Origin of the sequence: Thermincola ferriacetica, assembly GCF_001263415.1 — a bacterium.
GTDB lineage: Bacteria > Bacillota > Thermincolia > Thermincolales > Thermincolaceae > Thermincola > Thermincola ferriacetica.
The window spans coordinates 113,513-138,687 of the sequence record NZ_LGTE01000004.1 but is presented as its reverse complement, the minus strand read 5'-3'; the positions used below and the strand labels follow the sequence as shown (position 1 = coordinate 138,687).

Genomic DNA, 25,175 nt, shown 5'->3' with positions numbered 1-25,175 from the left:
CTAATCAATCCTCACTAATTCGTCCGGCGTTACAGTAATCCGTTCCGCGCCCTGTTCGGTAATCGCAAAAGTATTCTCTATTCCTACAACCCCTTTGCCAGGAAAAACAAACTTAGGTTCAATGGCAATAACCATGCCCGGTTGCAGCCTTGCATCGAGGCCCTTTGCCAACACAGGCAGTTCATCCAGTTCCAGTCCGACCCCGTGGCCCAGGAAACGGGCCTGATCCGGCGCATATCCCATATAATTTTCAGCGAAACCCGCTTTGGCCGCCATAGCCAGGGACAGTTCATGCAGGTCACTGCCGTTGGCGCCCGGTTTCATTTGCTCAACTACCGCCGCCTGGATTTCCAGGGCCAGGTCAAAGGCTTTTTGCAGTTTTTCCGGCAGGGGTCCAATAGAAAAGATCCGTGTTTGGTCCGTAATGTAACCGTCCCATAAGCCTACATAATCTATAGATATGGGTTCGCCGGCCTTAATCTTTTTCCACCCGGCCCCCTGGGGATGGGCGGGAGTCAGCCCGGGGCCTCCTGTAGGCCCGTCAAAGGCTGACGGTACCGCGCCCGATTCTCCTGACAACAGGTGGCCGAAATAAGGGCTTTGGTTAAAAGCGTGCATGCTGATGTACCCCATATGTCCGGCAGTTCTTGCCATGCCTTCAATTTGGGCGGCCAGTTCTATTTCTGCCATGCCTTCCTTTATTAACCCGGGAATCTGCCTGTATATCTTGTCCATATTGCTTGCTGAAGTACGCAGTAAATTAATTTCATATTCCGATTTTATTTGCCTTATCTCCCTGATCAGACCGGAGACGTTTGTAAACCGTACACCGGGGAATATTTGCTGGAAAAATAAATAAGTGCTGGCGGGCAAGCTATCCATCTCGAGGCCCAGGGTGGCCGGGGATTTGCAGCCCAGCTCGGCCAGTTGGGCGGGTATTTTTTTCAGGCTGACCAACTGCATGATATTTTCCAGGGCCGATTCTTTTTTAGCCCTGCTGAAGCTTTTTTTAACCAATAATACCGGTGCTCCTTCAGCAGGAACGAACAGGTACGCATTTTGGGCTGTGCCGGAAAAATAGAATAAATTTGCGGATTTAACGATCAAGGCACCGTCAATGTCTTTTTCTCTTAGTAGAGTTTGCAGCTTGGTAATTCTGTTGAACAATTCCTTTTGTGGAGTATATAACATTAATCCTCAACCTCCCGTAAACAAACAAAATTATATTCTTTATTCGTTATCAGAACCAAAAAACCTTTAAAATAATTATACATTTGGATTTGGCAGTTTCCGTTGGCACTTTAATGGTGAAGCAACCTTTGCTCAGAAGCTGTGGGCGAAAACCGTTTACCACAGAGAATTTATTACATATTTTCTTGCGGCATACTTTGTGGTTTTAAAAAATCACCACAGAGGGCGCGGAGAACACAGAGGAAATACTGAGATAAGAGTAAACAGGACAATTACAAAGAAATTATTTGAAATTACCTTCAGTTTGTAAGCAAATTTTGAGGTTAGCTTGATAGACGGGGACCCCCCAAAAAGCCGGAGGAAAAAGCCTCCCCTTTGCAAAGTATCGGTATGGTGGGAAAGGAATTTATGTTATAATCAGACAATGAGGGGGAATAAGCATGAGAATACATTACTTGCAGCACGTGCCCTTTGAGGATTTAGCCAATATTGAAGTGTGGGCTGGAGAAAAAGGCCATGAAGTATCGGTAACAAGATTGTATATGGACGAAACTTTACCGGCCCTTGACCGGTTTGAATGGCTAATCGTGATGGGTGGACCGATGAACATTTATGAAGAAGTTGAATATCCCTGGTTAATTAATGAAAAAGAGTTTATAAGAAATGCCATTAATGCCGGCAAATTTGTGATGGGTATATGCCTTGGAGCACAATTGATAGCTGATGTTTTGGGGGGAAAAGTAATTCGGAACGAGTACAAGGAGATAGGTTGGTTTCCGGTAAGAAAAATCCCCGAAGCAAGCAATTCCGGGTTATTTGACGGCCTTAGCGACGAGTTTGTCGCTTTTCACTGGCATGGGGATACCTTTACCATTCCGCCGGGAGCAGTCAGGCTTGCAGAAAGTGCGGCCTGTCAGAACCAGGCTTTTGAATATAAAGGCAGGGTTCTGGGGTTACAGTTTCACCTGGAAACTTCAAAGGCAAGCATAGAAAAACTGATTGAGCACTGTAATGGGGAATTGGTTGAAGAAAAGTATATTCAAAGCGCAGCCAAAATGTTGTCCGAGACTGAGAATTTGGAAAAAATAAAAAAACAACTGGCAATATTACTTAATAACATTGAAAAGAAGATCAAGTTACCAAAATCATGACAACAATTGGCATTTTAATTTTATTGGCGAATACTATGTATTGAATTGAAGAGTTTATTTGGAGATGGTATAATATGGTTAGACAAAGAAGAAGTACTCTTAATCGGAAATTTACCTCAAAAGGAGGTATAAGAATGAATACTTTACTTAAAGAAAAGGAACCAAACAAACTGTTTGCCATGGCTAACATGAGGCAACTCATTCAAAATTCAATGAAACAAAAAGGACTGACTTCAAACGAAGCGAGGAAATCTCTTGGTATCAAAAGGTATGAGAAACAAACCTAGAGTTGTAATTGATACTAATATTTTCGTTAAGTCATGGTTCGACGGTGATGAGGTTTGTAATGAAATACTAAGCTTGGTTGATAATAATAAAATAAAGCTTCTATTCTCTCAAGAAACAATTGGCGAGCTTTTTTATATAGTCAAAAAATTCAGTGTTAAAAATATGAGTAGTAAACGTCCTCGGCTGCGACTTCTTTTTTTGCTGAGCGAGGTATTCTATGAAGCTGACTCAGTTAACACAATTGATACTGAATGTCCAAAGTTAAACGATAAATATGATGAAATGTTTTTGAAGTGTGCCCTTGAAGGGAACGCGGACTATCTAATAACAGATGATTTCAAAAGTGGTTTGCATTCAGTGGAAGGATTTAGAGTTAAAATTGTTAGTTCCGAAGATTTTATGAAAATTTATAAAAAGATAAAATGTTCTGTTAAAGATCTCTAAGAATTAGAGGTCTTATTATTATGCCGGGAATAAAAAATGGCGAGATGCTTAAATATTATGCGTTGTCAATGCCCGGATGATGCGGGCAATGTTATTTTAAAATAATTTTTTTTATGTTATAATTGTTCGCATAAGAACAATAAGTATGCTAACAAATATGAACAATAATTGGAATGGAAAGGGAAGAGGGGAGAGATTGGATGAACGGGAAAAGGAAAGTTATTATTTTTTCAGTCCTGATCTTGATGTTGGCGGCGATGGCCGGCGTGGGCGGATATTACTGGTATGAAAACACTTATTATGTCACCACGGAGGATGCCAGGGTTACCGGCGATCTGGTGCGGGTCAGCCCCCAAATAGCGGCCAAATTAAAGGAGTTTAATGTAGAAGAGGGCCAGATGGTACATAAGGACCAGATTTTGGGACAGCAGGAGGCTACCAACCTGCCTGATGCCAACCTGGAAATGGCGAACATCAGAGCTCCCATTACCGGTATTGTGCTGAAAAAACAGGGGACTGTCGGTGAGGTGGTGGCTCCGGGACAGATGTTAGCCATGCTGGTAGACCCGGCTAAACTTTATATCAGCGCCAATATAGATGAGACAAAGGTGGCCCGGATAAAAGAAGGGCAAAAGGCGGACATCAAAATTGATGAATACGGAGACCGGAATTTTACGGGCCGGGTTGTTTCAATAGGACAGGCCACAACGGCGACTTTTTCCCTCCTTCCGTCGTCCACAGGAGGCAATTTTACTAAAGTGGTACAAAAGGTCCCGGTGAAAATTCAGCTTGAACAGCATGATGTAACCCTTAAGCCGGGAACCAGCGCCGTTGTAAAAATCCGGGTTAGGTAGGGGTGGGCGTATGAACGCTGCAGCCGGTCATACGAATGCCGGTCATCAGGATAATCTTTATAAATGGCTGGCTCTCATCGTTGTTGTCGTCGGTACTTTTATGGCCATCCTTGACACCAGTATCGTCAATATTGCCATTCCCAAGATGATGAATGTTTTCGGGGTCTCCACCGACCAGATACAGTGGGTCATCACCGCTTATATGTTAACTATGGGGCCGGTTATCCCGCTTACCGGGTACCTGAGTGATACCTTCGGGACCAAGAAAATGTATATTTGGGCCCTGGGCGCCTTTACCGTCGGTTCGGCTCTGTGCGGTTTTGCCTGGAGCAACTCGGCCATGATTGTCGCGCGGATTATCCAGGCTTTGGGCGGTGGCATGATTATGCCCATAAGTATGTCTATCATCTACCAGGTTATTCCTGCCAAAGAACGGGGTATGGCTTTGGGCATCTGGGGTATAGCAGCCATGGCTGCCCCGGCTATCGGCCCTACGCTGAGCGGGTATATAGTAGAGCATTTGAATTGGCGCCTGATTTTTACCATTAACATTCCCGTGGGTATTATTGGCGTAATCCTGGCGGGCCTGTTGCTTAAGGAATCGCCGCGCAAACCTTCCAGGGGATTTGATTACCTGGGGTTTGTATCATCTACTGTTGGCTTAGTGAGTATACTATATGTGCTTGGTGAAGGTTCAACCATAGACTGGAACGAATTTAAAAACGTTTTTCTGCTGGTGCTGGGTATTTTCAGCCTGATGCTCTTTGCGGCCAATGAGCTAACCCGCGACGATCCCCTGCTGGACCTGCGGGTTTTAAAGATATGGCCTTATACGCTGAGCATTATCATATCGAGTATTACCAACATTGCCCTTTTTGGGGGAGTTTTTTTACTGCCCCTGTTTTTTCAGAACCTGCAGGGTTATTCTGCTATGCAGACAGGCTTGATCATGTTTCCTGGGGCTGTAGCCACAGGAATAATGATGCCGGTCGGGGGAAAACTCTTTGACAAGTTTGGGGCCAAACCTGTGGTTATTCCCGGCCTGCTGATTTTGATGCTGTCCACTTATCAATTGTCCCGGCTTACCCTGGATACAAATTCTCATACGGTTATGTGGCTGATGGCCGTGCGGGGAGTGGGGCTGGGCCTGGCCATGATGCCTATTACAACAGCGGGAATGAACTCGGTCCCTTCGCATTTGGTGGCCCGGGCATCGGCCCTGCAAAATGTTATACGGCAGGTGGCCGGTTCTGTGGGCATAACCATTCTGACAACCATCATGACAAACCGGCAGGCTGTTAATTACATCAGATTGGCGGAACAAGTATCGTACTTTGACGCTAACAGCGTGGAGTTATTTGGCCGTATACAGGGATGGTTAAGTCAACAGGGTGTGCCTGCCGGAGAAGCCCAGGGTATATCTGTAAGTACCGTATTCGGTTTGGTAGCAAAAGAGGCTGCTGTGCAGGCAATCAACGATACCCTGTTTGTGACAGTTCTGATTATATTGGTTACTATCCCGCTGGCCCTGCTGATGCGCGGCAAAAAAAGCAGCAAACAGAAGGATGAACACCTGGTAATGTTTGAATAGGTGGTGTACGGCAAATGGAAGACAAAATCAGAGACTATGCTGAGGAAATTAAGAGTCTGTTCAGAAGCCTGTTAAAGAATTTTCGCTGCCAGATGCTGGAACAGATCAGCGACTATGGCTTTACCGTGCCCCAGCTAATGTTGATGCAGGAACTGTATAATTACCCCGAGATCACCCTGAAGGAACTGAGCGAGCGGATGGGCCTGGCCAAAAGCACTGTATCCGGTATAGTGGACAGGCTGGAACAGCAGGGTGCAGTGACCAGGTTGCGAGATACCGGCGACCGAAGAACAGTCAAGATATCCCTTACACCCAGGATGCTGGAAATAAAGGAATCTATGAATATGATCAAGCATAATTACCTGGCCGGCTTGCTGGAAGGGGTGGACAGAGAAGAAATAGAAAAAATTATATATGGGTTAAAGCGCCTGAATTCTTTGATGGAATCGAAATCTAAAAGATTTAACAATATTGACATTGAACCGAAATAAAGGATGTGTTAAGATATCTATTATATTATGCAAAATTGTATTACGCAAAATCCGGAGATGAGAAAAAGCAATGAGTAGAGCAACTTTTTTGGCCGGAGGTAAAAAGGCCTTACCGATTATGCTTGGATATACGCCTTTGGGGATTGCCTTTGGTGTTATAGCCCGGGAAAAAGGGCTCGATGTTTTGCAGACGACATTAATGTCACTGACATCTTTTACCGGCTCGGGGCAGTTTGTTGCCGTGGGAATGCTGGGGGCCGGAGCAAGCATTCCAGCAATTTTGCTGACCAACTTTCTGGTAAACCTGCGTTACTTACTCTTTAGCGCTTCTATGGCCCCTTATGTGAAAAAAATGCCTACCTGGGTCCAGTCTATTCTGGCTTTTGGCATCACTGACGAAACCTTTACATTGAATATGGCCCAGTTTGATAAACAGGAAGCTGACCGTGATTTTATGCTCGGAGTCAACTTTTTTTCGCACCTGTCCTGGATAACCAACTCGGCAATCGGGGCTGCGTTGGGGAACATCATACCAGATATGGACCGGTTCGGTGTTAATTTTGCCCTGCCGGCTATGTTTATTGCCCTGCTGGTGATGCAGGTGAAAAACAGAATAAATTTATGGGTAGCCGTAATATCCGGGTTGTTATCTTTAACTATAGCATTGTTTACTGACAGCAGTGTCAATATTATTATTGCCACGGTTATGGCGGCGGCGATAGGGGTGGTTTTATGTCGGGACAGGCAAAAATCTACCTTTTAATACTGGGGATGTGGGTAGTAAATTATCTACCCCGCCTGCTGCCCATGGTCATCCTCAGCAAAATGAAAATTCCGCAGCCGGTCATTGACTGGTTGGGATTTATTCCGGCGGCTGTATTAGCAGCTATAATTGTACCCTCTGTTGTCATGCCCGATGGACAGATGAACGTTTCCTTACATAATGATTTCCTCATTACATCAATTCCTGCTTTTCTGATAGCTATAAAAACGCGGAATATGGTCTGGACCCTCGTTACCGGCATGTTTGTAATGGCATTAGTGGCGAAATAATGTCTGGCCCGGTGGGGAAGGCTATTAAGGAAGCTTTTATGGCAGCTTTGCCTGCAGCTTGCTGTATATTGGTATTTTTGTTATTATCAAGTTAAGGATTGCAAATTTTATTTCAGGGGGTATGACCATGGAAAAAACTCTAAAAAACCTGTTGCTGGCCGGTATCGGTACTATTGCCTACGGATATGAAAAAGGCGCTGCCGTTATAGAGGAACTGGTAAAAAAAGGGGAAATTTCCATAGAACAGGGCAAAGAATTAAATGCTGAACTGAAAAAGAAACTAAGCAAAACTGCTGCTGCCGGTTCCGAGGCTTACAGCGAGCTGTTGGCGGGTTTAAACCTGGTGTCGAAAAAAGAATTTGCGGAATTCAAAGCCGGGGTGGAAAAGGAACTTACCGAGCTGAAAGAAATGATTAAGAACCTGGAAAATAAGTAAACGAGCGCTATGGATACTAATAATCAAAGAGCCGGTCAATTGAAAAGTGAAAAACAGAGGCTGAAAGAGATTGTTTCGGTTTTTTTAAAACACGGTTTGAAAAATGGGATTGCAAATCCCGTACAGTTGAGGTTGGCGCTGGAAGAACTGGGGCCAACTTTTATTAAAATCGGGCAAATGCTGTCCATGCGTCCCGATATTATACCCCAGGCCTACATCAAAGAGTTTCAGAAACTGCAGGATGACGTAAAACCTGAACGTTACGAAGTTATCAGAGAAATAATCGAACACGAATTAAAAAGGCCTATAGAAGAACTGTTTCTGTCTTTTGCAGAAGAACCTATTGCCTGTGCCTCGCTTGCCGTTGTTCACCCGGCGGTCCTGAAAAACGGGGACCGGGTGGTGGTCAAGATTCAGCGCCCGGGGGCAAGGGAGACAATGCTGAAAGACATTGCCCTGCTCCGACGGATAACCCGCTTTATCAAGTATGCTCCACAGGCAGAGGTGCTGGATTTGGACGAAGCCGCCGGCGAACTTTGGCGGGCGGCAAATAAAGAGCTGGACTTTCAGCAGGAAGCGCACAACATTAAAAAATTCTACGAGTATAACCGGGATGTGGCTTATATCACCTGCCCGAGGGTTTTTGAAGAATATACTACCCGGGAAGTCCTGGTTATGGAACGGGTGGAAGGTATCCCCATTGCCCATCTGGAACAGCTTGCGGCAGAGGGTTATGATTTACGTGATGTGGCCGTAAAACTGGCCGATAATTATCTAAAACAGATTTTTGAAGACGGTTTTTTCCATGCCGATCCCCATCCCGGCAATATCCTGGTCAGGGAAGGTAAAATTGTCTATCTGGATTTTGGCATGATGGGCGTTCTGGACAAGAGTTTGCTTGAAAAATTCAATTCCTTGATTTACGGTATAGCTACAGGCAATGTGGAGGCCATGCAGAAGGACGTTCTACGCATTGGCATAAAAAAAGGATCCATCGATACCCGCAAATTATATTCAGACATAGAACAGATATACAATAATTACATTGTAACTTCTCTACATGAAATAGATGTGCCGCAGATGATGGAAGAGATTTTTAAGGCCTGCCGGAAAAACAATATCGCCATACCTGCGGACCTGGTGATGATGGCCAAGGGGCTGGTGACCATTGAGGGGCTGGTGGCCAGGCTGGCGCCCGAAATCAATATTATGGATTTGGCCTTGCCTTACGCCAGGCGTTATATTTTAAGCAAGCGGAATATAAAGCAGGACCTGACCCGGCAGTTAGAAAATTTCTATACCCTGACCAAATCAGGGGCCAAACTCCCTGTTAGGCTCCTTGAGCTTATCAACGGCGCCCTGGCGGGGAAAATTCGGGTGCAGATGGAACATACCAACCTGGATGAAGCGCTGAATAAATTAAATAAAATGGTGAACCGGTTGGTTTTTGGCCTGGTCCTTTCGTCTCTGGTGATTGGTTCTTCCATTGTAATTAATGCCAACGTGGGGCCAAAGATTTACGGCATTTCCGTGTTCGGCCTGGTAGGCTTTCTTGGCGCGGCCGTGATGGGAACCTGGCTGTTGATTTCGATCTTATATTCGGGAAAGATGTAGCGCCGGCTATAAAATAGCCGGCTTTTTCTAAGCTCCTAATCAATAGCCGGATCCAATTGTTGTAGAATCCTGCCCAAAATTATTTGTACTTTTTTATCCCGGCAGGAGGATAAATGTGGGTGGACAAAGAAAAATACCCCTGTAGTTTTTGGATTTAAACCAGGAATCCGTCAGGAGGGAATATTGGTGCTGGAAATAAAGAACTTATCGTTAACAGTAGAGGGGGATAAGGGACAGGTTCAGATTCTCAAAGACATTAACCTGACCCTGGAAGATAACCGCCTTTATGTTTTTACCGGTCCGAACGGTGGGGGTAAGTCCTCCCTGGCCAAGGCCATCATGGGGATATACAGGCCCACGTCGGGGAAAATCCTTTTCAATGGCCAGGATATAACAGACTTGAGTGTCTATGAGCGGGCCAGGCTTGGTATCGGTTACGCTTTCCAACAGCCACCCCGCTTTAAGGGCATTACGGTGGGTGAATTGTTGCAGATAGCAGCCGGCAGGGACATAAAAGGCTGCAGTTATCTGGCTGATGTGGGACTTTGCGCTCACGACTATGTGGACAGGGAAATGGATGCCAGTCTGTCGGGGGGTGAATTAAAACGCATCGAAATTGCCACCCTGCTGGCGAGGAATTTGAAAGTGGCAGTATACGATGAGCCGGAAGCAGGTATTGATTTGTGGAGTTTCAGTAAGTTGACGGAGACCTTTAAAAACGTGCATACCAAGTATGATACTACCCTGGTAATTATTTCGCACCAGGAACGGATTCTAAGCCTGGCCGATGAGATTATCCTGATTGCCGACGGGACCGTGAAAGAAAAGGGCAGCAAGGATGAACTCTGGCCGCTCATGATGAATGATATTGGATTCACTTACTTCAGAGACTGTACCGAAAGGGATGAGAACGTCGATGAATGCATTAGATAGCCACTTATTGAAGACAATAGCCGATTTGCATTCTATACCCCAGGGCGCTTACAACATCCGAAAAAATGGTACGGGTATCAGCCGCAACAGCACGGCCAATATAGAAATCAGACCGAAAGAGGACAAGCCGGGGATTGATATCATTGTCAAACCGGGAACCAGGGGGGAAAGTGTGCATATTCCTGTTATCATTACCAATGAAGGACTGGAAGATGTGGTATATAATACCTTTGACATTGGTGAAGGGGCCGATGTGGTGGTAGTGGCCGGCTGCGGCATTCATAACCCGGGCGAAAGTAAGGCTGAACATAACGGCATTCACGACTTTATCATCCGCAAGGGTGCCCGGATGCGTTACATAGAAAAGCACTATGGCGAGGGTGAGGGCAAAGGGGAAAAAATCCTCAATCCGGTAACCATTATTGAAATTGAAGAGGGTGGCTATGCCGAGTTGGAACTGGTGCAGATCAGGGGTGTTGACAGCACCAGGAGAGAGACTAAAGCCAGGCTTCACAAAGATGCTCACCTTTTGGTCACAGAACGCATGCTTACCCACGGGCAGCAGTTAGCCGAATCCAATATACTGGTAGAACTCATTGGCCAGGATGCATCTACCCAGGTCATATCCCGTTCAGTAGCCCAGGACAATTCCAGGCAGATTTTCTACCCGCGAGTGGTAGGGTTTAACAGGTGCCGCGCTCACGTACAGTGCGACTCGATTATCATGCACCAGGCCCACGTCCGGTCTGTGCCTGAAATAGCAGCCAATCATCCTGACGCCCAGTTGGTACATGAAGCGGCTATCGGAAAAATAGCGGGCGAGCAGTTAATCAAGCTTATGTCGCTGGGACTAACGGAAGCGGAAGCTGAAGAAACAATTCTCCAAGGATTTTTAAAGTAGGCAGCCAAGGGGCTATCCTCAAATGACTTAAGGATAGCTCCTTTTTATTTATGGATAAATTCATCAAAATTATATGAGATATGAGTAATGTATGAAATAACAAGAAAAGAAACGTAAGAAGATGACAGAAAAATCCAACAAGGTCAAATAAGGTCAAAAGGCAAAATTTGGCCGCAAAACCGTTTACCAGCGAAGTTGCAATCAAAGCAATATTACCGGATAATAAAAGTCAAGAAAGGTCAAAGTCAATAAAGGTCAGGTGAGGGTCGGGGCTTTAAATCATCAGCTTGTACATAAAATTCAACGTTTTACCGGAAAAAGCTTATAATTTGACCCACTCAAGTTTAAAATTTTGTTTAAAAAAGGAGGTTTTTGTATGGGTAAAGCTTTTGGTATAGACTTAGGGACCACCAACTCGGTGGTAGCCGTGATTGAAGGGGGCAAACCCACAGTTATTGCCAATGCCGAGGGGGCCAGGACTACCCCTTCCGTTGTTGCCTTTAAGCAAGACGGCGAAAGGCTGGTTGGCCAGTTGGCCCGTCGCCAGGCCGTATTAAATCCTGAAAATACTCTTTACTCTGTAAAACGTTTTATTGGCCGTCGCTATTCTGAGGTATCCGGCGAAAGGGAGATGGTCCCTTATAAAGTGGTAGCCGGTCCCAACGATGCCGTGAGGTTTGACATCAGGGGCAAGACGTACGCGCCGGAAGAAGTATCTGCGGCAGTGCTCCGCAAACTGGTCGATGACGCATCCAGCTACCTCGGGGAAAAGGTAACGGACGCCGTCATTACCGTACCTGCATACTTCAATGATGCCCAGCGGCAGGCCACTAAGGATGCCGGCAAAATTGCGGGTCTGAACGTATTGCGAATTATCAACGAGCCTACGGCTGCGGCCTTGGCTTACGGATTGGACAAAAAAGAAAATAAGACCATTATGGTCTTTGACCTGGGCGGTGGAACCTTTGACGTTTCCATCCTGGAGGTTGGCGATGGTGTGTTTGAGGTAAAAGCCACCAACGGGGATACCCACCTGGGCGGTGATAACTTTGACAAGGCCATAGTGGATTGGATGGCGGAGGAATTCAAAAAGGATTACGGTATCGACCTGCGCAAAGACAAGCAGGCCTTGCAGCGGCTGACGGAAGCGGCAGAAAAGGCTAAAATTGAGCTTTCGGCTACAACGGAGACCCACATCAATCTACCTTTTATTACCGCCGATGCTTCCGGGCCCAAACACCTGGACTTAAAGCTCACCAGGGCAAAATTTGACGAACTGACCCATGACCTGGTTGAACGTTGCCGCGGCCCGGTAAAAGCGGCTTTAAACGATGCGAAGCTGACGGAAAAAGACATTGATGAAGTGATACTGGTTGGCGGTTCTACCAGGATACCTGCTGTACAAAAATTGGTGCGTGAGTTGTCGGGCGGCAAGGACCCGAACCAGAGCGTTAATCCCGATGAGGTGGTTGCATGCGGCGCTGCCATTCAGGCCGGTGTCCTGGCTGGAGAAGTAAAGGATGTGCTGCTGCTGGATGTGACTCCTCTTTCCCTTGGGGTAGAGACAATGGGCGGCGTAATGACCAGGCTCATAGAACGTAATACCACTATTCCTGTGCGCCGCAGCGAGATTTTTAGTACTGCTGAGGATAACCAGACTTCTGTGGACATTCATGTCCTGCAGGGTGAAAGGGAAATGGCCCGCGACAACAGGTCTTTAGGGCAGTTTAAACTGGACGGAATTCCGCCCGCGCCACGGGGAATCCCACAGATTGAGGTAACCTTCGACATTGATGCCAATGGCATTCTAAAAGTAAGCGCCCGTGATAAAACGACGGGAAAAGAACAAACTATAACTATTAACGGGTCCACCAGCCTCGAGCAGAGCGAAATTGACCGGATGATCCGGGAGGCAGAATTACATGCTGCGGAAGACAGGAAACGGAAGCAGGAGGCAGAGACCAGAAACGAGGCTGATGCTCTGGCTTACCAGGTAGACCGGCAGCTTAAAGAATTGGGCGATAAAGCGCCTTTAGCAGACAAAGCGCGTATTGAAGAATTGATCAGTAGTATTAGAACTGCTACCAGGGAAAATGCTCCGATAGAAAGTATTCGTCGATTGATGAACGAACTTCGGCAAGCAGCTACAGGCCTGGCCCAGGCCGCCTATGGAGCAGGCGCTACAGCGGCCGGATGCGGCGCTGGAACTTGCGGTGACCGGAAACCCGGTGGAGATGATATAGTGGATGTTGAATTTGAAGAAAAATAACTATAGCAATTCCTGAACCGGGGGACGGGAGGTTATAGCTCTTATTCCTATCGGACCCGGAAGGCCTTAAAAAAAGGTAGGTGAAAGCTTATATGGGTGTTTCTTACCAGGACTACTACAAAATACTGGGCGTCAGCCGTGATGCCACCGACAGGGAAATAAAGGCCGCTTACCGAAAGCTGGCGCGGAAATGGCACCCCGATTTACATACGGGTAAAGATAAAGCCGAGGCAGAGGAGAAATTTAAGCAGATAAATGAAGCTTACGAAGTATTAAAAGACCCGGAAAAGAGGGCCAAGTATGATCGGTTGGGGGCCAATTGGCAGGACGGACAGGATTTCCGCCCGCCGCCTGACATGGAGGGCTTCCACTTTTACAGTACGGATGATGTCAGCGGTTTCAGCGATTTCTTTGAAATGCTCTTCGGCGGCGGAGCGCCCTTTAAACGGGCCCGGGCTGCCCGCCGTGGGCCTGTCCGGGGACAGGACGTGGAAAGTGAGTTGGAGCTTACCCTGGAAGAAGCTTACCGGGGTGGGGAAAAGACTATCCAGCTATCAACCGGTGAAATTTGTCCTGCCTGCGGGGGGACGGGGGTTGCCTTTGATTCCTTTTGCAACCGTTGCGGCGGCGTAGGGGTGACCAACACGACCAGGACCCTGGCGGTAAAGGTCCCGCCCGGGGTGAAAGACGGCAGCCGCATCAGGCTGAAGGGGCAGGGCGGTGAAGGCCTTAATGGCGGTGGCAGAGGTGATTTGTACCTGAAAATACGGCTTCTTCCTCACCCCAGGTTTACAGTTAACGGCAGCGACATTGAAACAGAAGTGACTTTGCGTCCTGAACAGGCAGTATTGGGCGCCCAAGTAAAAGTTCCTACCCTGGACGGCCTGGTTAGCGTTAAAGTTCCTCCCGGTACCAGAACCGGGCATAAACTGCGTTTGCGCGGAAAAGGCCTGCCTGCCGGGGAAGGACGCGGAGATGAGTATGTACGCATAAGAATAGACATACCGGACCGGCTTACTCCGCAAGAAGAGCAGCTTTACCGGCAGTTAGCCGCCCTGAGGGAAGGGGTGTCAATCAATGGATAAGTTTTACATTCGGATTTTCCGCCACACCCTGTCTGTTGATGATGAAGATACCTGGATAGATATCGCTGAGCTCGATATACATCCTGAAATCATGTACAAATTGGCCGAGTTAGGTATAGTTGAGGTGCGCCGGGGCCAGATACCGGCCTGCCAGGTAATGCGCGCGCATAAAATACTGCGACTGCGCCGGGACCTCGGTGTCAACCTGCCGGGAGCGGCAATTATACTTGATTTGCTGGAGCAGGTTGAAGAGCTGCAGGATGAAATAGAACGACTGAAAAGGAGGTGAATACCCGGGAGACCGCATGGTCCTCCGGGATAATCCATGGATTTGCATCGCTACACGCAAAAATCGAGAGAAGCTTTAGCGGGAGCCCAGCAATTGGCGGCTCAAAGGCATCACCAGGAAGTAACGGGCAAGCACCTGCTGGCCGTCCTGCTTACCCAGGAAGGAGGTATGGCGCCCAGGTTCCTCGAACATGCGGGAGTAAACGTAGGGGCGTTGGCTGCCGGTGTTGAGGGACTGCTAAAAAAAATACCGGTGGTTACAGGCTATGAAGGTTCTTTATATGCCGGATCCGGTTTCACCCGCACCCTTGCCCGGGCTGAGCAGGAAGCACGGGATATGAAAGACGATTATGTCAGTGTTGAACACCTTTTGCTGGCCCTGTTGGAAGACGGTGAACCTGAGCTTAAAGAAGTGCTGCGGCGGAATGGATTAACGAGGGAAAACCTATTGCATTCCCTGCGCTCCATACGGGGTAATCAGCGAGTGACGGGAGAAAATCCCGAAGAAACCTACGAAGCCCTGGAAAAATACGGCCGGGATTTGACCAAGCTGGCGCGGCAGGGGAAATTGGACCCTGTCATAGGTAGAGATGAAGAGATCCGCCGGGTTATTGAAATTCTCTCGCGGCGGACGAAAAACAATCCTGTCCTGATAGGGGAACCGGGCGTTGGTAAAACGGCCATCGTCGAGGGGCTGGCCCGCCGTATAGTGGCCGGGGACGTACCCGAAGGTTTAAAGGATAAAGTTTTGATTGGCCTGGATATGGGCGCCCTGATTGCCGGGGCCAAGTACCGAGGAGAATTTGAAGAGCGTTTAAAGGCAGTGCTTAAGGAAGTACAGGAATCCAACGGTAAAATCATCTTATTTATAGACGAATTACATACCGTTGTAGGGGCCGGGGCAGCCGAAGGAGCCGTTGATGCCGGGAACCTCTTAAAACCCATGCTGGCCCGCGGTGAACTGCGGACCATTGGCGCCACTACTCTGGACGAATACAGGAAACATGTAGAAAAAGACGCAGCCCTGGAAAGGCGTTTTCAGCCGGTACTGGTCAACCCGCCTTCCGTGGAAGATACCATTTCCATTTTGCGGGGTCTTAAGGAGCGCTATGAAGTACACCACGGGGTACGCATCAAAGACAGCGCCATTGTAGCGGCGGCAGTCCTGTCTGACCGGTATATTTCAGACCGGTTCCTGCCTGACAAAGCCATAGACTTAATGGATGAGGCGGCAGCCCGGATCAGAACGGAAATCGACAGTTTGCCCACTGAACTGGATGAAATAACCCGCCGTATCATGCAGATGGAAATCGAAGAAGCGGCTCTGAGCAAGGAAAAAGACGAAGCGTCCCAGGAAAGATTGGAAAAGTTAAGAAGCCAGCTGGCCGAACTGCGCAGTGAGGCCGATGCCATGAAGGCCCAGTGGGAGGTGGAAAAACAGGCCATCAGCCGGTTGCGGGGGATTAAGAAAGAAATAGAGGAAACCAGACAGGAAATTGAGCGGGCAGAAAGAGAATACGACCTGAACCGGCTGGCTGAATTAAGATACGGCAAATTGGCCAACCTGGAACGCCAGTTAAAAGAAGAAGAGGAAACCCTGGCCGGTAAGCAGAAACATGGTATGCTGTTGAAGGAAGAGGTGGACGAGGAAGATATTGCCCGTGTGGTCAGCCGTTGGACCGGTATACCGGTAAGCAGGCTGATGGCCGGGGAAAAAGAAAAACTCATTCACCTTGACGAGGAACTGCACAAACGGGTTGTCGGACAGGATGAAGCTGTCCGGGTCGTGGCAGATGCTGTCTTACGTGCCCGGGCCGGTATTAAGGACCCTAACCGACCGATTGGCAGTTTCATTTTCCTCGGCCCGACGGGAGTGGGCAAGACGGAATTGGCACGGGCCCTGGCCCAGGCCCTTTTCGATGATGAACGCAACATGATCCGGCTTGATATGTCTGAGTACATGGAGAAACACACGGTGGCCAGGTTAATCGGCGCCCCGCCCGGTTATGTCGGTTACGAAGAAGGCGGGCAGCTTACTGAGGCTGTCCGGCGCAAGCCTTATTCTGTCGTTTTACTTGACGAAATTGAAAAGGCTCATAACGATGTTTTCAACGTGTTGCTACAATTACTGGACGACGGGCGCCTGACCGACGGCCAGGGGCGGACGGTAAATTTCCAGAACACCGTGGTAATCATGACCTCTAACCTGGGCAGCCAGGAGATTCTCGCACAACGGGAGCGTGGCGGCGATTACGAACAGATGAAGGAAAGTGTGCTGGGTATATTGCGACAGTACTTCCGCCCCGAATTCCTGAACCGGGTTGATGAAATCGTTGTCTTCCATGCTTTAAAACAGGAGCAGGTGAAAGAGATTGCCCGCCTGCTGATGGAAAAGTTAGCGGCGCGTGTCTATGCAGGCGCCGGCGTTAAACTGGAATGGACGGAAAATGCCCTTACTTACCTGGCAGATAAGGGTTATGAACCTTCTTACGGAGCCAGGCCGTTAAAACGCCTAATTCAGCAGGAAGTGGAAACGCCATTGAGCCGTATGCTGGTAAAAGGGGAAATTTCTGATAAAGAGACCGTTGTCCTGCAGGCCGAAAACGGCGTTTTGACCTTTACCAAAAAAGCTGAATCGAAGTAAACAAAGAGAGCGCAGTTTCTTTTTAACTGCGCTCTCCGGTGTTCATATTTAGAAAAATTTGCTTTGAGGTAAAATTGTGGATAAACTCAAAGCATGATTTCCGGGTATCAACAAAAGTTTCCTTGAGTTTTCGATAGAAACTTTTGTTTTTTTGAGCCTTGGGATAAATGAATAGATTTCTGCAAAAAATAATATAAACAAAATGAAAAGCTTAATGTCCACTAACTAAACAATAAAGCCAGTTATTGTTTAAAAATCTAATTAGGAGTGACATAATGACCATACCAGTGTTTAAACGCCTGCCCAGACACATTGGGGTAATTCCGGACGGTAACAGGAGATGGGCAGAAAAAAACGGCCTGCCCAAGGAAGCCGGTTACAGTTGGGGAATAGCTCCCGGTTTTTATCTATATGAGCTGGCCAGTGAATTAGGCATCGAAGAAATGACCTTTTATGGTTTTACGCACGATAATACGAAACGTCCTGTTGTGCAAAAAAGGGCTTTTCAAAAAGCCTGCGTTGATGCTGTATTTAAATTGCTGGAAAAGGATGCTGCCTTACTGGTAGTAGGTAATACCGAATCCCCTGCGTTTCCAAGGGAACTGCTTCCTTTTACCAAAAAACGCGTAAACATAGGCAAGGGAGGGATGCGGGTAAATTTCCTGGTCAATTACGGGTGGCATTGGGACCTGTACCATGGCATGAAAGCGGCTTTGCCCCGGAAATCCGCTGCTAAGCACGTATTTCACCAGTCACTGGCTTCCGCTGACATTTCCCGCATTGACCTTGTAATCAGGTGGGGGGGCAGGCGCCGGTTAAGCGGTTTTTTACCCGTGCAAACCATTTATGCGGATTTTTTTATAGTGGACGATTTGTGGCCGGACTTTAAACCTGAGCATTTTTATAATGCTCTGCGCTGGTACGAGATTCAGGACATTACCCTGGGAGGGTAAAGGTAACCTGGCAACCATTGGCTGGTTGCTTGCAGGACCAATTTAAACAAGACAGGAATTTTGTACATAAAAGAGGGGAAACTAAGAAAAAACCCAGAGGAGGAATTGTATGCATCGACGGGTATTTTTCGCGGTTTCCTTATTTTTTATTCTTACGGCCCTTTTGACCGGCTGTTCAGCCAACAAAGAACAGAAAAAACCTTTAAACCGGTCTAACACCAAAACTTATTCCACTTTATATGCCGAGGCTGCCGACAACCCGCACACCAATGGGTGCGTTTCCTGCCATAAGAAAACTGCCGATGTAGACCGGTCTCTGCCAGTTTATGTGCAGCGGATCGAGGGCCATCCGGAAGTTAAGCAGGGAGCCGTCAGCGCATGCTATAACTGCCACGAGGCACAAAAAAATTATGAGCTGTACAAAAAGTTTTACCGGCGCATTCACCGGGCCCACTGGATGAGCGAGATTTTTTATACAAAAGCCAAGGGACGCTGTGCTTCCTGCCATTCAGTTGAGAAAAACGGGGTCTCTGGCATCAAGGATTATCCTTTGGCGGGCTACCGTTCCGGATTAAGCGATAAGGGTATTTCACAGAACGGAAAGCAGGCGCCGGCAAAGGATCAGGGGCAAAACAAGAACCGGCAACAAAAAGAGGAATGGAAGTCCTCTGAGCAGGAAAAGAAAGATAAAGGCCAAGAAAGTAATGAACAGCAGGCGCCCGGGACCCAACCGCAGACCCAACCTACGCCGGGTCCCTGATGACTTGTTAAAAAGGTGCAAACAATGTTTTTGCACCTGTTTTTCATATAAATTGAAGTGATTGCAGATACAATTGCCCGATTATGATAGGAAATACCAACATGCCAATGAAATAAAGTTATAAACCATTGGGGGGTCCAAGTTGAGTGAAAAAGTAGTTGTTATCGGCGGTGTTGCGGCTGGAGCAAGCGCTGCGGCAAAAGCCCGCAGGACTGATGAGTTTAGTAAAATTATAATTTTCGAGCGGGGCCCTTATGTTTCTTTTGCCAACTGCGGCTTGCCCTATTACCTGGGAGGCGAAATAAAAGAGCGCGATGAACTTTTTCTTGTCACGCCGGAACGTTTCAAAGAGCGCTTTAACATTGATGTTTTTGTTAACCATGAAGTTGTGAAAATACACAGGGACCGCAAAACCGTAGAAGTTATAAATCATAAGAGCGGGGAGCGGTTTGAAGAAAGTTATACCAAACTGATGATCGCCACAGGAGGAATTCCTGTAAGACCTCCCCTGGAGGGAGCCGATTTAAAAAATATCCATTCCCTGTGGACTGTTCCTGATGTGGATGCAGTTAAAACTCTGGTGGACAGCGGAAGAGTCAGACATGCTGTAATTATGGGGGGCGGTTTTGTTGGCATAGAAACTGCAGAAGCGCTCTTGCAGAAAGGAATACAGGTTACAATTGTGGAAAAGGGCAACCAACTGCTTTCACCATGGGACCCTGAAATGGCAGGGCTGGTGGCGCAGCAATTACGCAGAATGGGAGCAAATGTAAGGTTGGATGTAGGTATCCGGAGGTTTTTGGGGGCGAAAACCGTTGAGACGGTAGAGCTGATGGACAGTACTCGGTTACCGGCTGATTTGGTTATTATTTCTGCCGGTGTGCAGCCGGAACTTGATTTGGTCGTTGGTGCCGGCCTGGAGCTGGGGGTTACCGGGGGAGTCCTGGTGAATTCCAGAATGCAGACAAGTGATCCGGATATTTATGCCGGCGGGGATATTGTGGAGTCTACTCATTTCATCACCGGGCAAAAGGTCAGGGTTCCGCTGGCCGGTCCTGCTAACAAGCAGGGGCGGGTTGCCGGGGCCAACATGGTGGGCGGGAATATGGAATTTCGCGGAGTTATCAATACCTCCATAATTAAAGTCGGTCCTATGACAGCGGCGCGCACCGGTCTCAACGAAAAAGAAGCCAGGGAAGCGGGACTTGACTACTACACAACCTTTACGGTATCGCCTGACCACGCCGGTTATTATCCGGGTGCGGAACCCATGATAGTGAAGCTGATAGTGGAAAAACTGTCCGGCCGGCTTTTAGGCGGCCAGGTAGTTGGTACTAGGGGGATTGACAAGAGAATCGATATACTGGCGACGGCTATTTACGGGAAAATGACTGTTTTTGACCTGGAAAACCTGGATCTGGCTTATGCGCCACCTTTTTCTTCTGCCAAAGACCCGTGCATCATGGCCGGGTTCGTAGCGGCAAATGTGGCCAGGGGTGAACTGCAAACCGTTACCGGCATGGAAGTCCTTGAGCGGCTTGCGGAAGGCCGGGATGTGCAGATTCTGGATGTACGGACCCCGGATGAATATACAAGGGGACACATTCCGGGGGCAGTTAACATTCCTGTTGACCAGTTCAGAAACCGTCTCCATGAAATCGATAAAACGAAGGAAAAAATACTGTACTGCGGGATAGGTTACCGATCCTATTTGGCTTACAAAATTTTAGAACACCATGGGTTTAAAAATATAAAAAATCTGGGGGCCGGCTACCACGGGTGGAAAATGGTTGAGGGGCTGAGGAACAGGAAACAATGACCCAAGATTTCGGGAGTGTCCCATAAGGAAGTGGGGCAGTTGCTTTACTTTTGACCGTAAGTTCAGGGAGTGGCAGATATGTTCCGGAACGACGAGTCTGATATCCACTTATCGGCGATCCGCGTATGCGGGAGCCGGTAAGCTGACTTGTTGCCGTCGTGGAGGAATATGTCTGCCGCTTCCTATGCTTTCACAGCGGGGCCCATTTACTTACGGTTATGGGATATTCTTTTGCACTTTGTTTTACAAAAATACAGGAATTTTTTCAATTGACGGTATGAAAAAGGAAGGAGTAAAATATTATTGCAATAAATTTATAATGATTACAAAATTATAATTTACATAAAAATATAGTAATTATAAGTATTAACAATAATCCGGTAGAAACGGGACAGTGATTTAAAATTGCGTGGGAGGGTGATATGAGTGTGTGAAATGACAAGACGGGAGAGAAAAAAAGAAGCCACTCGTTTAAAAATTATGGAGACGGCCATCAGGCTTTTCAAAAAACGTGGTTTTGAACAGACTACGATGAACCGGATTTCTGAGGAAGCAGATGTAGCTCTGGGGACGTTATATAATTATTTTCCTTCCAAAGAAGCCATTGTCGGGGCTTATGTCGGTTGGGTGGTCGCAGATTACCGGGAAAAGAATTGGCCGCGGGTTATGGAATTACCCAGTACATACGAACGTTTTCAATTTGTCTTGTTAATTATAGCCCATTGGCATGAAGAAAACAAGGAACTTTCAGAAATATATATTTCCGACTTAAGAAATTTTTATTATGGGCCTAATTGGGAACCTGTGCCAAAAGACGGACTGGAAGAAGGTTTTACGGATATCTTTAAAATGGGCCAGGAAAAAGGTGATGTAACGGATAGATTTTCTTCGCAAACCATGGCCCGGCAGCTATTGGGAGCGCTGTATTCGGCTACTCTGCACTGGCTGGCGGAATCTGACGGGGAGCCGCTGAAAGACAGATATTTGGAAGTCCTTGATCTGTTTTTTAAGGGATGTGGGAGAAACGACGGTGTTGTTAGCGTAAGTAATTTGGAAGTTTTATATTATATGTTTTTTTAACTTTTTTAGCTTTTTGGGAGGAGTTTAGCGTTTTTGGGGGGAGTTAAGTGAAGGTTACGGAACTGGCTATAAAAAAACCTGTGGCCATGACTATGATCATCATGTTTTTTGTGGTCCTGGGTTTGTTTTCCTATACTAAGCTGGGGGCAGACCTGTTTCCCAAAGCTAATATGCCTTTTGTTACAATTACCTCCATCTATCCCGGCGCCGGGACTGAAGAAATGGAGAGCCAAGTTGTTGACCCTATCGAGGAACAGGTTTCATCCATCAGTGGTTTGAAAAAAGTTGCTTCTTACATAAATGAGGGTGTGGCCACTACTGTCCTGGAATTTACCATGAGCACCGATGCTGATGTGGCGGTTAATGATACGCAAAAAGCTGTAGATGCTGTTTTGATTAAGCTGCCCAGAGACATGGACAAGCCGCTCGTGCAGAAGGTTGATTTAAATGCGGAACCTGTCATAACTATTGCTGTTTCGGGGGAGCGGTCGCTGAATGAAATTTACGAGATTGCCAGGGATAAAATAAAAGACCGGTTGGAATCAGTACCCGGTGTAGCTACAGTAAACATCGTAGGTGGGCAGGAAAGAGAAATCCTCGTTGAGGTTGACCGGAACAGGTTAGCTGCCTACGGTCTTTCCGTCAACCAGGTGATCCAGAGATTAAGCCTGGAAAACCATAATGTGCCCAGTGGCAAAATCAAACAAACCGACAGGAACTACAATATCAGGTTGTTGGGCGAGTTTACAGAGCTAAGAGAAATTGAGGACCTGTTGATTCCGCTGCCAACTGGGGGAACAATTCCGCTGAAGGATATTGCCAAGGTGTCTGATACTTTTAAAGAGATGGAACGCTTAAGCCGGCTGAATAAAAAAGAGGCTGTGGCTATTCTGGTGCAGAAGCAGAGTGATGCCAGTATTGTGGATACCGCCGAAGGTATCCGCAAGGAATTGGAAAGCATTAAAAAAGATGTGCCCGGCGATATAAAAATCGTTATCTCAGACGATACCTCAACTTTTATCACCAATTCTCTTGCCGATACCAAGAGAACCCTGGTAGAAGGCGTTGTAATGACGGGCATTGTTCTGTTGTTCTTCCTGCGGGAATGGCGGTCGCTGGTAATTGTCATGCTGGCCATTCCTACTTCCATTATTGCCACTTTTATGATGATGTACTTTTTCGGCTTCACCTTCAACATGCTGTCGTTGATGGGTTTATCTCTTTGTGTGGGCATTCTGGTTGATGATTCCATAGTAGTCCTGGAAAATATACACCGGCACCTGCAGATGGGGAAAAACGCTGAACAGGCAGCAATAGACGGCCGGGGAGAAATAGGCATGGCAGCAGTGGCAATAACTCTATCCGATGTGGTGGTATTTGGCCCGATTGCTTTTATGACCGGTATGGTGGGTCAGATGTTCCGCCAGTTTGGTTTGACTGTAGTAGTGGCAACCCTGTTTTCCCTTTTTGTTTCCTTTACCCTGACACCGATGTTGGCAGCCAAATTTTACAAGAACCACAGCGGCGATAAGGAGGAGAAAAGAACAAACAGGTTGTGGGCCTGGGTCGGCGTAAAAACTAATGCCCTGGGTCATCGGGTGGTCAGCTTTTACCGGAGTCTCTTGAAATGGTCTCTGCAGCACAGGCTGAAGGTTCTTCTGGTAGTAGTTGCAGGCATTGCGGCCAGTATTTCACTGCTTTTTACCGGTGCCATAGGCGGAGAGTTTATTTCCAATACTGACCAGAGCAAGTTTTCCATTGTATTGGAACTGACGCCGGGTACGCCGTTACAGAAGACTGATCAGGTTGTAAAAGAATTTGAAGACAGGCTGGCCAAAATACCTGAGGTGGAATCCTATTTTTCCATGGTCGGTTTGGGGGGAGGGGCTGTTGCCCCCGGCAATGCTTCTCACCGGGCCAAGATATATGTGAATCTGGTGGCCAAAAACAAACGGGACAAAACGGTCTGGCAGATTGTAGATGAAGTCAGAAAGTGGGACAACCTGTTCCCGGGTGTGGAAATGAAGGTGGCCGAGGCTGCCTTGCCGGGCATGGCCTATATGGAAGCGCCTATTATTATTGAACTTTCGGGCCCTGATTCAGATACTCTGGTCAGGCTGGCCGGCCAAATGAAAGAAATTACGGAAAAGACACCGGGCACCCTGGAAGTAAAAAGCTCCTGGGAAGAAAATGGACAGCCGGAAATTCAGGTCAAGGTGAACAGGGAAAAGGCTGCCCTCTACGGACTTTCGGCCGGAGAAATAGCCCAGGCTCTCAGAGCGGCTATGGCCGGCGAGGTGGCTACCCAGTACAGGGAAAAGGGTAAAGAATATGATATTACGGTACAGTTAACTGACATTGACAGAAATAACGTGGAAGAACTGGGTAATACAACTGTTACCAATTACCGGGGTGAGACGGTTCTGTTAAAACAGGTGGCAGACCTGTCCTACGGAGAAGGCCCCACGCAGATCCGGCATAAAAACCGGCAGCGGATGATTGCTATAACCTGTAATTATAAAGGCGCTTCCCTGGCCGAAATCCGAAAATCTCTCGATGCCGGTTTTGCCAAACTGGATTTGCCGCCGGGTTTCAAAATTGAGTATGACGGTGATATCAAGCAGATGGATGATTCCAATGCTGATTTGATTCAGGCACTGGTCCTGTCCCTGATCCTGGTTTACATGATCCTGACAATTTTGTATGAATCATTTCTTACGCCCTTTATCCGTATGCTGTCATTGCCCTGTGGTATTATCGGGGCTATGATAGCTCTGGCCATAACCGGAACCAACCTGGATATGATGTCTCTCATCGGTATTATTATGCTGGACGGTTTAGCCGCCAAAAACGGTACTCTGCTTATTGACTATACCAATACCCTGATGGAAAGGGGCCTTTCCCTGCGGGATGCCCTGCTGGAGGCGGGAACAACCAGATTGCGTCCTATATTTATGACATCGGTAACCATGATCTTCGGTATGCTACCAACAGCCCTGGCTTTTGCCGAAGGTTCGGAAATCAGGAAAGGCATGGGTATTGTTTTGGTAGGCGGCTTGATTACCTCCACCATATTGACGCCTATCCTGATACCTGTTGCCTATACCTTAATAGACGACTTTAAAAACCGGTTCTTTAAAGGCCGCAGGAAAAAGGAACCTGTTTCTGCCGGGGCATAACCCCGTTTAACGCCCGCATTGACAAACGCCCTTAACGCGGTAACAGATGGGCAATGCCTTGGCTCGCCTGTTTGTATCTCTACCGGTCCTTGACGTTAATTCTTTTTTGGAATAAAATTAGATATTATGCTTGGCTTTGAAAGGAGAACAT

At 47.4% G+C, this 25,175-nt stretch carries 22 protein-coding genes; 21 read left to right on the top strand and 1 reads right to left on the bottom strand.

Going from position 1 to position 25,175, the window contains the following annotated elements; genetic code table 11:
- A complete protein-coding gene (locus tag Tfer_RS04780; protein WP_052217124.1) occupies window positions 1-1,191 on the bottom strand; it encodes a M24 family metallopeptidase in 1,191 nt (396 codons plus the stop codon).
- A gap of 440 nt (window positions 1,192-1,631) precedes the next feature.
- Here Tfer_RS04780 and Tfer_RS04775 point away from each other — a divergent pair, with 440 nt between their 5' ends.
- The 21 genes from Tfer_RS04775 to Tfer_RS04680 all read left to right on the top strand — a co-directional run bounded on the left by Tfer_RS04775 (window position 1,632) and on the right by Tfer_RS04680 (window position 25,024).
- Window positions 1,632-2,342 carry a type 1 glutamine amidotransferase gene (locus tag Tfer_RS04775; RefSeq protein WP_052217123.1) on the top strand — a complete coding sequence of 237 codons (711 nt, stop codon included), beginning with the start codon at window positions 1,632-1,634 and terminating at the stop codon, window positions 2,340-2,342.
- 134 nt (window positions 2,343-2,476) lie between these two features.
- The gene (locus Tfer_RS16495; RefSeq protein ID WP_013119799.1) at window positions 2,477-2,629 is read left to right on the top strand and encodes a hypothetical protein; all 153 of its coding nucleotides are present in this window, start codon (window positions 2,477-2,479) and stop codon (window positions 2,627-2,629) included.
- Window positions 2,598-3,074, top strand: a complete 477-nt coding sequence (locus Tfer_RS04770) for a putative toxin-antitoxin system toxin component, PIN family (protein WP_242843550.1) — start codon at window positions 2,598-2,600, stop codon at window positions 3,072-3,074. Before Tfer_RS16495 ends, Tfer_RS04770 begins: the two co-directional genes overlap by 32 nt.
- 200 nt (window positions 3,075-3,274) lie before the next feature.
- Window positions 3,275-3,928, top strand: coding sequence for an HlyD family secretion protein (locus Tfer_RS04765; protein ID WP_052217121.1), 654 nt, complete (start codon window positions 3,275-3,277; stop codon window positions 3,926-3,928).
- Between the two features lie 10 nt (window positions 3,929-3,938).
- A complete protein-coding gene (locus tag Tfer_RS04760; protein WP_052217120.1) occupies window positions 3,939-5,519 on the top strand; it encodes a DHA2 family efflux MFS transporter permease subunit in 1,581 nt (526 codons plus the stop codon).
- A gap of 14 nt (window positions 5,520-5,533) precedes the next feature.
- Entirely contained in the window at window positions 5,534-6,010 is a 477-nt protein-coding gene (locus Tfer_RS04755; RefSeq protein WP_052217119.1) for a MarR family winged helix-turn-helix transcriptional regulator, read from the top strand.
- Window positions 6,011-6,080: 70 nt separating this feature from the next.
- Window positions 6,081-6,773, top strand: coding sequence for an AzlC family ABC transporter permease (locus tag Tfer_RS04750; protein ID WP_052217118.1), 693 nt, complete (start codon window positions 6,081-6,083; stop codon window positions 6,771-6,773).
- Complete coding sequence (locus tag Tfer_RS04745; protein ID WP_052217117.1) at window positions 6,743-7,063, top strand: AzlD domain-containing protein; 321 nt, start codon at window positions 6,743-6,745, stop codon at window positions 7,061-7,063. Before Tfer_RS04750 ends, Tfer_RS04745 begins: the two co-directional genes overlap by 31 nt.
- A gap of 127 nt (window positions 7,064-7,190) precedes the next feature.
- A complete protein-coding gene (locus Tfer_RS04740; RefSeq protein ID WP_152908972.1) occupies window positions 7,191-7,499 on the top strand; it encodes a phasin family protein in 309 nt (102 codons plus the stop codon).
- 39 nt (window positions 7,500-7,538) lie between these two features.
- The gene (locus Tfer_RS04735) at window positions 7,539-9,113 is read left to right on the top strand and encodes an ABC1 kinase family protein (RefSeq protein ID WP_242843549.1); all 1,575 of its coding nucleotides are present in this window, start codon (window positions 7,539-7,541) and stop codon (window positions 9,111-9,113) included.
- A gap of 186 nt (window positions 9,114-9,299) precedes the next feature.
- The gene (locus tag Tfer_RS04730) at window positions 9,300-10,046 is read left to right on the top strand and encodes an ABC transporter ATP-binding protein (protein WP_052217114.1); all 747 of its coding nucleotides are present in this window, start codon (window positions 9,300-9,302) and stop codon (window positions 10,044-10,046) included.
- Window positions 10,030-10,947: a SufB/SufD family protein gene (locus Tfer_RS04725; RefSeq protein WP_052217113.1), complete on the top strand. Its 918-nt coding sequence runs from the start codon at window positions 10,030-10,032 to the stop codon at window positions 10,945-10,947. The genes Tfer_RS04730 and Tfer_RS04725 overlap by 17 nt, the downstream gene beginning before the upstream one ends.
- A gap of 376 nt (window positions 10,948-11,323) precedes the next feature.
- A complete protein-coding gene (gene dnaK / locus Tfer_RS04720; protein ID WP_052217112.1) occupies window positions 11,324-13,216 on the top strand; it encodes a molecular chaperone DnaK in 1,893 nt (630 codons plus the stop codon).
- Window positions 13,217-13,308: 92 nt separating this feature from the next.
- A complete protein-coding gene (locus Tfer_RS04715) occupies window positions 13,309-14,301 on the top strand; it encodes a DnaJ C-terminal domain-containing protein (protein WP_052217111.1) in 993 nt (330 codons plus the stop codon).
- Window positions 14,294-14,590 (top strand): chaperone modulator CbpM, encoded by a 297-nt coding sequence (locus tag Tfer_RS04710; protein WP_052217110.1) that lies wholly within the window; start codon window positions 14,294-14,296, stop codon window positions 14,588-14,590. Before Tfer_RS04715 ends, Tfer_RS04710 begins: the two co-directional genes overlap by 8 nt.
- Before the next feature lie 36 nt (window positions 14,591-14,626).
- Entirely contained in the window at window positions 14,627-17,233 is a 2,607-nt protein-coding gene (clpB, locus tag Tfer_RS04705) for an ATP-dependent chaperone ClpB (RefSeq protein ID WP_052217109.1), read from the top strand.
- Between the two features lie 275 nt (window positions 17,234-17,508).
- The gene (gene uppS, locus Tfer_RS04700; protein ID WP_052217108.1) at window positions 17,509-18,186 is read left to right on the top strand and encodes a polyprenyl diphosphate synthase; all 678 of its coding nucleotides are present in this window, start codon (window positions 17,509-17,511) and stop codon (window positions 18,184-18,186) included.
- Between the two features lie 109 nt (window positions 18,187-18,295).
- The gene (locus Tfer_RS04695) at window positions 18,296-18,946 is read left to right on the top strand and encodes a cytochrome c3 family protein (RefSeq protein ID WP_052217107.1); all 651 of its coding nucleotides are present in this window, start codon (window positions 18,296-18,298) and stop codon (window positions 18,944-18,946) included.
- A 142-nt stretch (window positions 18,947-19,088) separates the two neighbouring features.
- Window positions 19,089-20,765, top strand: coding sequence for an FAD-dependent oxidoreductase (locus tag Tfer_RS04690; RefSeq protein ID WP_052217106.1), 1,677 nt, complete (start codon window positions 19,089-19,091; stop codon window positions 20,763-20,765).
- 435 nt (window positions 20,766-21,200) lie between these two features.
- Window positions 21,201-21,845, top strand: coding sequence for a TetR/AcrR family transcriptional regulator (locus Tfer_RS04685; RefSeq protein ID WP_242843553.1), 645 nt, complete (start codon window positions 21,201-21,203; stop codon window positions 21,843-21,845).
- Window positions 21,846-21,892: 47 nt separating this feature from the next.
- Window positions 21,893-25,024, top strand: a complete 3,132-nt coding sequence (locus tag Tfer_RS04680) for an efflux RND transporter permease subunit (protein ID WP_052217104.1) — start codon at window positions 21,893-21,895, stop codon at window positions 25,022-25,024.
- The last annotated feature ends 151 nt before the right edge of the window (window positions 25,025-25,175 follow it).